General features: G+C 68.4%; 12 protein-coding genes. All 12 read left to right on the top strand.

Going from position 1 to position 9,829, the window contains the following annotated elements:
- Positions 1–431, top strand: a 431-nt coding sequence (locus tag VGF12_RS05740) for a glycosyltransferase family 4 protein (RefSeq protein WP_331175085.1), incomplete at its 5' end; no start/stop codon positions are given.
- Between the two features lie 4 nt (positions 432–435).
- Positions 436–1,650 (top strand): type II secretion system F family protein, encoded by a 1,215-nt coding sequence (locus VGF12_RS05735; RefSeq protein ID WP_331175084.1) that lies wholly within the window; start codon positions 436–438, stop codon positions 1,648–1,650.
- A 3-nt stretch (positions 1,651–1,653) separates the two neighbouring features.
- Complete coding sequence (gspG, locus tag VGF12_RS05730; RefSeq protein ID WP_331175083.1) at positions 1,654–2,112, top strand: type II secretion system major pseudopilin GspG; 459 nt, start codon at positions 1,654–1,656, stop codon at positions 2,110–2,112.
- 9 nt (positions 2,113–2,121) lie between these two features.
- The gene (locus tag VGF12_RS05725; RefSeq protein ID WP_331175082.1) at positions 2,122–2,550 is read left to right on the top strand and encodes a type II secretion system protein; all 429 of its coding nucleotides are present in this window, start codon (positions 2,122–2,124) and stop codon (positions 2,548–2,550) included.
- The gene (locus VGF12_RS05720) at positions 2,547–2,993 is read left to right on the top strand and encodes a type II secretion system protein (protein WP_331175081.1); all 447 of its coding nucleotides are present in this window, start codon (positions 2,547–2,549) and stop codon (positions 2,991–2,993) included. Before VGF12_RS05725 ends, VGF12_RS05720 begins: the two co-directional genes overlap by 4 nt.
- Positions 2,993–3,631: a type II secretion system protein gene (locus tag VGF12_RS05715; RefSeq protein ID WP_331175080.1), complete on the top strand. Its 639-nt coding sequence runs from the start codon at positions 2,993–2,995 to the stop codon at positions 3,629–3,631. Before VGF12_RS05720 ends, VGF12_RS05715 begins: the two co-directional genes overlap by 1 nt.
- Positions 3,628–4,644, top strand: a complete 1,017-nt coding sequence (locus VGF12_RS05710) for a hypothetical protein (RefSeq protein WP_331175079.1) — start codon at positions 3,628–3,630, stop codon at positions 4,642–4,644. Before VGF12_RS05715 ends, VGF12_RS05710 begins: the two co-directional genes overlap by 4 nt.
- Positions 4,645–4,651: 7 nt before the next feature.
- Positions 4,652–5,728 (top strand): hypothetical protein, encoded by a 1,077-nt coding sequence (locus tag VGF12_RS05705; protein WP_331175078.1) that lies wholly within the window; start codon positions 4,652–4,654, stop codon positions 5,726–5,728.
- Positions 5,725–6,417: a hypothetical protein gene (locus VGF12_RS05700; RefSeq protein WP_331175077.1), complete on the top strand. Its 693-nt coding sequence runs from the start codon at positions 5,725–5,727 to the stop codon at positions 6,415–6,417. Before VGF12_RS05705 ends, VGF12_RS05700 begins: the two co-directional genes overlap by 4 nt.
- Positions 6,414–6,899: a hypothetical protein gene (locus VGF12_RS05695; RefSeq protein ID WP_331175076.1), complete on the top strand. Its 486-nt coding sequence runs from the start codon at positions 6,414–6,416 to the stop codon at positions 6,897–6,899. The genes VGF12_RS05700 and VGF12_RS05695 overlap by 4 nt, the downstream gene beginning before the upstream one ends.
- Positions 6,896–9,340, top strand: a complete 2,445-nt coding sequence (locus tag VGF12_RS05690) for a type II secretion system protein GspD (protein WP_331175075.1) — start codon at positions 6,896–6,898, stop codon at positions 9,338–9,340. The genes VGF12_RS05695 and VGF12_RS05690 overlap by 4 nt, the downstream gene beginning before the upstream one ends.
- 278 nt (positions 9,341–9,618) lie before the next feature.
- A partial coding sequence (locus VGF12_RS05685; protein ID WP_331175074.1) for a hypothetical protein occupies positions 9,619–9,829 on the top strand: 211 nt, incomplete at its 3' end.

The following is a 9,829-nucleotide window of genomic DNA, read 5'->3' as shown; positions in this document are numbered from 1 at the left end:
TGAACGCCGCCCCTGGTCTGGCATTGATCCTCTGCGGCGACGGGCCGCTACGCGCCGCGCTCGAGTCCAGCGCTCGCGACCTCGGCGACCGCGTCTGCTTCGCCGGCCATGTCGACCAGCCAGGCGCCATCCTCGAACAGGCCGATGCGCTGGTCCTGCCGTCGCTGACCGAAGGCCTGCCACTGGTCGTCGTCGAAGCGCTCCGTGCCGGTTGTCCCTGCCTGCTGTCCAACATTGCCGTGCATCGCGAACTCGTGGCCCTGGGCGCTGGCCTGACTTTCGATCACCGCCACTTCTCCGACTTCCACGCGCAGCTGCGCGTGCTGCTCGATCGCGCCACGCCCGAGCACCGGGCCGGGCTGAGACGGCTATGGGAAAATCGCTTCTCGCCTGCGGCCGGCTTCGCGCCCTACGCCGCACTCGCCTGCTGACGCCATGCCCTACGCCTACCAAGCCCTGGACAGCCAGGGCCGCCTGCAAAAGGGCGAACTCGATGCCACCACCGAAGACGAAGCCGCCCAGGCGCTGGGCCGGCAGGGCCTCAGCCCCATCGAGCTGAAGCCGCTGCGCGCGCGCCGCGCCGCCCAGGGCCGCAGGACCCGCCGGGAGAAGCCGCGCATCGCCACCATGCTGCTGGTGCGCGAACTCGCTTCGCTGCTACAGGCCGGCGTCACCCTCGAAGAATCGCTGCGGACCCTGCTCGAGGGCCGCCGCGACAGCCCCCAGGGTGAACCCCTCACCGCCGTGCTGTCCGGCGTGCTGTCCGGCGAGCGCTTCTCCGCCGCGCTCCAGCAGCAGGCGCAATCGCCGGCCCTGCCCCTGCCCCCCTACGTGCTGGCCCTGGTCGCGGCCGGCGAGTCCACCGGCGACCTGCCCGCCGCCCTGACCCGCGCCGCCGAACAGCTCGACTTCGACGAGCAGATCCGCGCCGAGACTTCCGAGGCCCTGGTCTACCCCAGCATCCTGATCGCTGCCGGCGTGTCGGCCGTGCTGTTCGTGTTCTCCTTCGTCGTGCCACGCTTTTCCAGCCTGCTCGCCGGCAAGAACGTCGAGTTGCCCTGGCTGTCCGCAGCCGTGCTGACCGTCGGCACCTTCTTCAACCAGCACGTCGTCGCCGTGCTGCTCGGCATGGCAGCGGCCATCGGTATCGGCATCGCAGTACGCCGCGCACTCGGGCCCCAGCGCATCCGCAGCATGCTGTCGCGATGGCCGCTCCTGGGCCCCTGGCTGCACCAGCAGGAGCTGTCGCGCTGGACCGGCATGCTGGCATTGATGCTGCAAAGTCGCGTGCCCATCCTGACCGCGCTCGATCTCACCGCCTCAGCCGTCAGCTTGCCCGACGTGCAGCACGGCCTGCGCGAGAGCCTCGCCGACATCGGCCGCGGAGAACCCCTATCGCGCTCGCTGCAGGAGCGCCAACTGCTGCCAGCCACCGCGCTCAGCATGGTGCGTGTCGGCGAACGCACCGGCCAGCTCGGCCAGATGATGAGCCATGTCGCCGCCTATTCCCTGGATGCCAACCGCAGCACCCGACGCCGCCTCGTCGCGCTGATCGAACCGGCGGCCATCATCGTGCTGGGCGGTATCATCGCCCTCGTCGTCGTGGGCGTCGTGCTGGCCCTTACGTCCCTGTCCGAAGTCAAGTTCTGAACCATGTCCAACAAGGCCCGCCGCACACGCGGCTTCACGCTGCTCGAAATGCTGGTGGTCCTCGTGATCATCGGACTCGTTGCCGGCCTCGTCGGCCCGCGCCTCTTCGCCAGGGTCGACTCGTCCAAGGTGCAGACCGCTGGCGTGCAGATCAAGCTGCTGCGCGGCGCCGTCGAATCCCTGCGCATGGACATCGGCAGCTACCCGACGACCGAGCAGGGCCTGGACATGCTCGTCACGCCTCCCACCGACCCCAAGCTGCGTGAGCGCTGGAAGGGCCCCTACCTCGACGAGGCGGTGCCGATGGACCCCTGGAATAACCCCTACCAGTACCGTGTGCCGGGTGAAGACGGCCGGCCCTTCTCCATCGTTTCGCTGGGGGCCGACGGCAAGACCGGCGGCGAAGGCATCGATGCCGACATCGGGCTCGCCAAGAAGGCCGGCACCGACGCCCCGAACTGACTCACTGCAATGCCTAGGAGCCAGGGCGGCTTCACGCTGATTGAAGTCGTCGTCGCGCTCACCATCATCGGTCTGGTTGCCGCGGTCGCCGTGCCGGCGCTGGCGCGGCGGCTTGACGCCGCGTACCGGGCGGCAGACTTGGCCCAGGTCGTCGGGAGTGCCCGATTGCTGCCCGTACGCGCCGCCGCCATGGGCGCCGAGGTCAAGCTGGACGCCAGCGGTCTCGCCCGCCCGATGGCAGACGGTCTGCCACCACTGGAACTGCCGCCGGGCTGGACGCTGACCCCCCTGGACCCGGCTCCCCAGTTGGGCCGCGCCGGCAGTTGCACCGAGGGCAGCCTGCTGCTCACGGCGCCGCCCCCGGTTCAGAGCTGGCGTTTGCACTTCGATGCACTGAGCTGCGGGCTCCAAGTCATCCCGCTGGGAGCTGACGCATGAGCAGGGCTCATCAACGCCGCGGCATTGCACTGCTCGAAGTCATCGTCGCCCTCGTCATCGTCGCCACTTTCGGCGCCGCCCTGTTCAGCTGGGCCGGCCAGACCTACCGCACCGCCAACCGTGCGGTCGAGCTGTTGGACGAAGCCGAGATCGAGCGCAACCTGATCGAGTTGAGCCAAGCCATCAACCCCGCCCGCCAGCCGCAGGGCAAGCTGCAGACCGAGCTCTACGTCTACGACTGGCAATCCCAGGCGCTGCGCCCGCCCGTGAACCAGATCCGGCACCCCATGGGCCTCAGTCCCTATCAGGTCGGCCTCTACAAGGTCAGCCTCCGTGTGCTTCGCCGGGCCGATCAGGCCCTTGTGCTGCAACGCGACCTGCAGCTGGCCGGGCACCTGCAAACGCGCGCGCAGCCAACGGGCCCCTTCGGTCTCAACCCGTGATGCGCCGCGCCCGCCAACACGGCCTGTCGCTGCTCGAAGTGCTGGTCACGGTGACCATCTTCGCGATGCTGTTCGCCGTTCTCACGCTCGGCTGGCATCAATCCATGAATGCCCAGGCGAAGCTCGGGAGCGTCGCCGAGCACGCCCGGACCCACCAGCAGCTCGCCCTCGTGCTGCGCCAGCTCATCAGCGAAACCCTCGTTCCCGACTATCAGGCCGGCACGGAGTTCAGCGCCGACGACAAGGGCTTCGTCACGGAAACCACCACGTCACTGCTGGCGAGCATCGGCGCGGCGCCGTTGCCTGTCTCCGTGAAGCTCGAAACCACGCCCGACGGCCAGCGCCTGCAGGTCACTCATGGTGACGCGGCCAGCCAACCCCTGCCGTGGCGTTTCAGCCAGGCCCGCTGGCGCTACCTGGACAGAGTTGGCGAATGGCATGACACCTGGCCCCCACCGCCCACGCAGGCCGGCATGCCACTGCCGCTGGATCGGGACAGTTACCTGCCTGCCCTCGTCGCCTTCTCGTACACCGTTGCCGGCGAAAGTCGGGCTCACGAACTGCTCGCCACGCCGCGCGCCTCGGGCTGGCGCCTCGGCGAACCCACCTCGCCGCTGGGCGGCATGAACACACCATGACGCCGCGCCATGCCAGCGGCGGCTTCGTGCTGCCCGTCACCGTCGCCATCCTCGCGCTGATCTCGGTCGGCATCGTCATGATGGCCCATCGCAGCGACGAGCTGCGCCGCCTCGTGCTGACCATCGAAGCCGACCGGATCGCCACGCGCCAGGTCGCCGAGGCCAGCGCCGAGGCGCTCTTCCTTGGCAGCGTGCTCTACCGCCGAGGCGACAGCATGGGCAACGTCAAGCTCGACGGCCGCTCCTATCTGAGCAGCTCCGGGGCCGTCGTGAGCTACACCGATGCCGGCGCGCGGCTGGGCCTGCGTCGCGCGCCGCGCCAGGATATCTATCGGTTGCTCGTGGCCCTTGGCCTCACCGATCTGGGACAGGTGGACCGGCTCACCGACGTGCTGCTCGACTACACGGACAAGGACGACCTCGAGCGGCTCAGCGGCGCCGAAACGCCCGAGTACCTCGCCGCCAAACTGCCTCCCCCGCGCAATGATCGCCTGCTCACGCCGACAGAACTGCGCCGACTCGTCGCCTGGCGGGACCTGCCCGAGGATTTCCTGCAGCGCTTCATCGCCCACGTCCATACCGGTCCCGTGCGCACGGTCAACCGCTATACCGTCCAGGGACCTGTGCTGGCCGCCATCTCGGGGCTCGACCCCACGGTGGCCGACGAGCTCGTGAAAGCCCGCGAGCCCGGCACCTTCCTGAACATCGACGCCCTGCCCACCCTCGCGGAAAGCAGCTTCCTCGCCGCCGGTCGCTACATCACGGTGCCCTCCAACGAGCTGTTGGTCACAATCTGCCCCTCGCGCGTGGACTGGTGCCAGCATCTGTCCGTGTCCAGCACCGCCGAAAGTGCCTTCACACCCTGGCACGTCAACTACAGCTACCGCCTGCCGCGCCGCCAACCGCTACCCGACACCGCCCAACTTCAACCCCTGCCCGACCAATTGCCCGACACTCCGCCGCCGCCGCTATGGTCACCCTTCGGCAACAACCTGCCCAGCCCCTCGCCCTGATCCCGTCGTGAAGCGAATGCTCGCCCGCCCCAGCCTCGTCCCCATCGAGCGCAGCGAACTGCGCCACGTGACGCTCAAGCTCCCGCCGCTCAAGGGCCGGGCGCTGCAGTCCGCCGTGCGCCTGCAGCTGCTGCCCTACGTGCCCGCCGGCGCGCGCCTGGCCTTTGCCTACCGCGATCAGGGTGACGGCCAGATCCAGACTTGGCTGTGGCAGCCCGCAGCTGATGTCGAGGCCCGCGAGCTGCGCCAGCACTGGCCGCAACCCCTGCTCGAGCAGGCCGGCCAGGGCCTGCGCCTGCTGGCCCGCGGCGCCGGCAACGAAGCCCAGTACTGGGCCGACGGCGAGCTGCGCCTGACCCGCTGGTGGCCCACCGCGCCCTCCGACCAGGATTGGGCCCTCTTCGTGCGTGCCGCCGGCCTGCAACCCGACGACCACCCGCGCCCCTCACGCAGCGCACCGGTCGATCTCGGCAACCCACCGCAGCACTGGCTGCGCGGCGACAACCTTCCCACGCCCGACCCCTGGGCCGGCTGGCGCTGGCAGGCTGCCGCCCTCTTGCTCGGCGGCCTCGTCGCCTTCGGCATCGGGGCCCATCTGCAGACGGTGCAACAACTGCGCGACGACCAGGCCATGCTCACGCAACTGCGCGGCGAGCGCGAGCAAGCCCTCAGCCAGCGCAGCCGCTACCTCACGCTGCGGGACGACTTCGACGCCCTCAGTGCCCTGGCCCCGCGCAGTTCCCAGCTCGAACTGCTGGACAAGGTCGTTTCCAGTGGCATCCTCGCGGCGGCGCCGGGGCTGCCCGCGCCCGCGGCGTCAGCCCCGGCGACACAAACCGCCGGCAATGCCATCACCGCGCCACCTCCCAACGCCCCCGTCGCCGTGCAGCTCGCGCCCAGCCTCGCTGAATGGGACTTCCGCAACAGCCAGCTCAAGCTCGCGCTCGACATCCCGGAAGGCCAGCTCGTCATGCTCGACATCACCCGACGCGTCGAGAGGCTGCAAGGCTTCAACGACGTGCGGATCGGGCTGGATTCCACCAACACCAGTCTCATCCTGAACATGCGCGTTGCCACCCCATGAGCACGCTTGCCACCCAACTCTCCGCGCAGTGGCAGCAATTACGCACCCAATTGCGCCCCGGCCCCCAGAGTCGCACGCTGTGGCTGCTCATCGGCATCGGCCTGCTGGCCGTGGTCGGTGAACTCGGCATGCGTGCCTGGGAGCATCAGCAGAAGCTCGACCGAGAACTCACGGCGCTTCGCAAGCGCGTTCAGGCCTTGCAGATCTCTGCCGACCGCGTCGACTGGGCCCGACTCAGCGACCAGCTCGGAGCCGCCCAGCAGACCTTCCAGGAGCAGCTCTGGCACGCCCCTTCCGAAGCCCAGGCCCAGGCCATGCTGCGCGACTGGCTCAGCAGCCTGCTGAAGGATGCCGACATCGCCCGCCCCACGCTGCGACTGCAGCCTGTGCAGCCCGCGGCCCCCGCCCAAGCGGCATCGGCCGGCGAACCCTCCGATGCCGCAAGCCCGACCGGCCTCGGCGCCCGCCTGGCGCGCGAAGCCGTGCGAGCCCGTGCCCAGATCAGCTTCGAGCTCACGCCAGGCAGCCTCGAAAGCGTTCTGCAGCGCGTCGAGCGCGGCGGCCAGCTCGCCAGCGTTGATGCGCTGGCCGTTTCCAAGCGCAGCCGCCGCGTCGAGATGAGCATCTCCATGCCCGTCATCATCGAAGCCTCGGCGGCGGACAAGGCCGCAGCAAAGGCCGCCCGATGAACGCCTGGCTCACCCACCCACTCGCCCGCCTCGCGGCGGCACTGCTCGCCTGGGTCGGCCTGGGCACCCTGGGCTGGTGGTGGCATCGGCCTGCGCCGCTGCCCCAGCCTTCGGCCACGGCCGCCCAACCTCCCGCACCGCCTGCACCGCGCGGCATGGTTGACCTTTCGCGCGACCCGCTCGCCGCTCGCCTCCAGGCCCAGGACGTCTTCGCCCTCCAGCGCACCGCCCCGCCTGCGGCGACCGGCGCCACGGCCGCAGGCGCAACGAGCAGCGACGACATCGTCTGGCGTTTTGCCGCCCTCACGGAAAACCGCGGTCAACGCCATCTGCTGCTGACCGCCGCCGACCAGCCGCCTCTGCTGCTCAAGACCGGCGACAAGCTGCCCAACGGCGAACGCATCAAATCCATCGACGCCACCAGCGTCCTGCTGCAGGACGCCAAAGGCCGCAAGCGCACCATCCAGTTGATCGAGCCATGACCAAGCCCGCCCCTCTCAAGTCCCGCCCGCTGCCCAGCCGCCTGCTCGCCACGGCCATGGTCGCCTCGGTGGCGACCACGCTGAGCGGCTGCCAGCACCTCACGTCCACCATCCTGCCGGACCGTCCCGCCGAACCTGCGGCGTCCACGCAGGCCCCAGCAGCAGAAGCGTCGACCCTGGCTGCCACCGCGCCGACGGCAGCCACGCCGCGCAACGATGCACGCCTTTTCCAGACACCGGCCGTCCAGGCAACCCCGCGCAGCGCCACTCGCGCCAACCCGGCGGGCAGCAACCCCGCCGAGCCGGGCATCGAAGCCTCCGTCTCCCTGGAGCAACTGCCGCTGCCCGTCTTCATTGACACCGTCTACGCCACCATCCTCAAGCGCAACGTGTCGGTCGACCCAGCCATCGCCACACGCAAGGAGCTCGTCTCGCTGAAGTCGGGCAAGACTCTCTCCGCGACCGCGCTCGCAGAAGCCGCCCGCGCCGTGCTCAAGAGCTACGGCCTCGTTGTGACCGAGTTCGACAACCTGGTGCGTGTCACCCCCGCCGGCGGCAATGCCGGGTACCTGCCTGAGCTGCAGCGCGGCCGCGCCTCGCCCGACGTACCCCAGTCGCTGCGCCCGATCTTCTACATGGCCGAGCTGGAAAGCGTCAGCCCTTCCAATGTCAGCACCTGGCTCAAGACCTTGTTCGGCCAGCGCGTCAGCGTCCAGGACGACCTCACCCGCCAGGCCGTGCTGCTCAGCGGCCAGACCGACGACGTGAGCGCCGCCCTGGAAGCCATCCAGGTGCTGGACCAGCCCATGATGCGTGGTCGCAATAGCGCACGCATCGCCCCGCTTTACTGGTCTGCCGACGAGCTCTCCAAGAAGCTGACCGACATTCTCCAGGCGCAGGGCTACAGCGTCGGCAACAACGGCGGCGCCCAGGCCCCAGTCATCCTGTTGCCCATCAGTCCGCTGAACTCCGTCATCGTCTTCGCGGCCTCCGAGCCCGTGCTCAACCATGTGCTGCGCTGGGCCACCGAACTGGACCAGCCCGCCAGCGGCCGAGGATCAGCCGGCTACTTCACCTATGCGGTGCGCAACATGGACGCGGCTGAGCTGGCCAAGACGCTGCAGGAGGTCATGAATCCGGCGACCGCAACGGCCAACAGCAACGCCGTCAAGTCCCGCGTCGTCGTCAACGCCGCCAGCAACACCCTCATCATCCAGGGCAGCCCCACGGAGTACCAGCAATGGTTCGGCCTGCTGCAGGAGCTGGACCGCCCCGCCCGCACCGCCCTGGTCTCCGTCACCGTCGCCGAAGTCGCGCTGGACAACAGCGAAACCCTCGGCTTCAAGTGGATCCTCGACCAGTTCCGCATCGGCGGCTTCAACGTCAACCTGAGCAGCCTCACCAACACCGGCAGCAGCACCGGCATGGTGGCGCAGATCAACAGCCGCACCAGCAGCACCAATGCCCTGCTGAATGCCCTGGCCACCGCCAGCAAGGCACGCATCCTCGCCAACCCCAGCATCCTGGCCCGCAACGGCGAAACCGCCTCGATCCAGGTCGGCCAGGACGTGCCCATCATCACCCAGCAGCAGCAGGCCACCAATGGCTCTGGGGTGCCCGGCGGTTCGTCGGCCAATGTTCTGCAAACCATCCAGTACCGCAATGCCGGCGTCATCCTCAACGTCAAACCCGTCATCCACGCAGGCGGCCGCATCGACCTGGACGTGAGCCAGGAAGTTTCGGCCGTGGTCGCCACCGACCTCGGCCTGCAAACCACCCCCACCTTCTCCAGCCGCAAGCTCACCACCAAGCTCTCCGTGGCCGACGGCACCACCGTACTGCTGGGCGGTCTGATGCGCGAAGACAACACCATTTCCGACAGCGGGATTCCCCTGCTGAAGGACGTGCCCGTCGTCGGTCACCTCTTCAAGAGCAGTACAGACAAGCGCATCCGCACCGAGCTCGTCGTGCTCGTCACGCCCTACGTCATCAACGACGAATTCGAGGCCCGCGCCGTCACGGACGCGTTCCGTCGCCAGTTCGCCTGGGACAGCAGCACGCCACTGCAGCACTTGCGCCCGCCGCAGGTCGATGCCGGCGCGCGCCCGCCGGAGGGTGTTCGCCCCGGCGACGCCAACGTCGGCAAGCCATATGTCCTCCCGCCGGTCGATGCCGAAAGCCCGGCAAGGCCCAGCTCCGGCACCTCCGGCGTTGGTACGCAACAACAATCCGGTCGGGATTTTCCCGAAAGCGCCGTCACGAGATCTGCGCCTAGGCTCGATCCCGCTAACGTCCAACCCCAAGCTGGTGCCCCCGCGACGCCAGCCTCGGGCAGTCAGCCCCGCCAGTCCGGCGACAAGTCGGGCCCGGGTGCAGGCAAACCTGTGGAAGACCCCCAGCTACTGAAGGAGCTCATGGATGCCGTGAATCGCAAGCGATGAACCCCAACCCAGCGGTGACTCGGTTGTAATGCACACCCACGTAAAGACCGCAACCACCCTTCAGGGGCTGAATAACCCCCTCAGACAAACCCGACACCTGCAACAAAACGAGCATTCCTCCCTGTTTCACCATTGCTGCCCCCTGGGCTGTGGGTATACTGCTCGGTAGCTGTCACATCAACCAACGGTGCAGCGGCGTGTCCGGTCAACAAACCTAGGTAGCCGGCATGCTTGTTGAGGTGTCAACTTCAAACGTTCTCTTGATCGAGGAAATTTCAATGAAACAAAAGCTTCTTTCTGCACTGGTCGTGGCCGCTGTCGCTGGCATGGCTGTCAATGCCAACGCTGGTGTCATCCAGTCTTCTTATAAGAACTACGCCGCTGAAGTCTTCGGCGACAACACCGTCGTCCTGACTGCCCCGACGATCGGTTACGCCCTGGCTCTGCCGCTGACCGGCACGGCCGCCAACCCCAACAGCTTCACCATTC

This window comes from Roseateles sp. (genome assembly GCF_036404855.1).
In the GTDB taxonomy this organism is placed as follows: domain Bacteria; phylum Pseudomonadota; class Gammaproteobacteria; order Burkholderiales; family Burkholderiaceae_C; genus Pelomonas.
The sequence above is the reverse complement of the archived record's forward strand: the minus strand, read 5'-3'. Positions and strand labels throughout refer to the sequence as shown.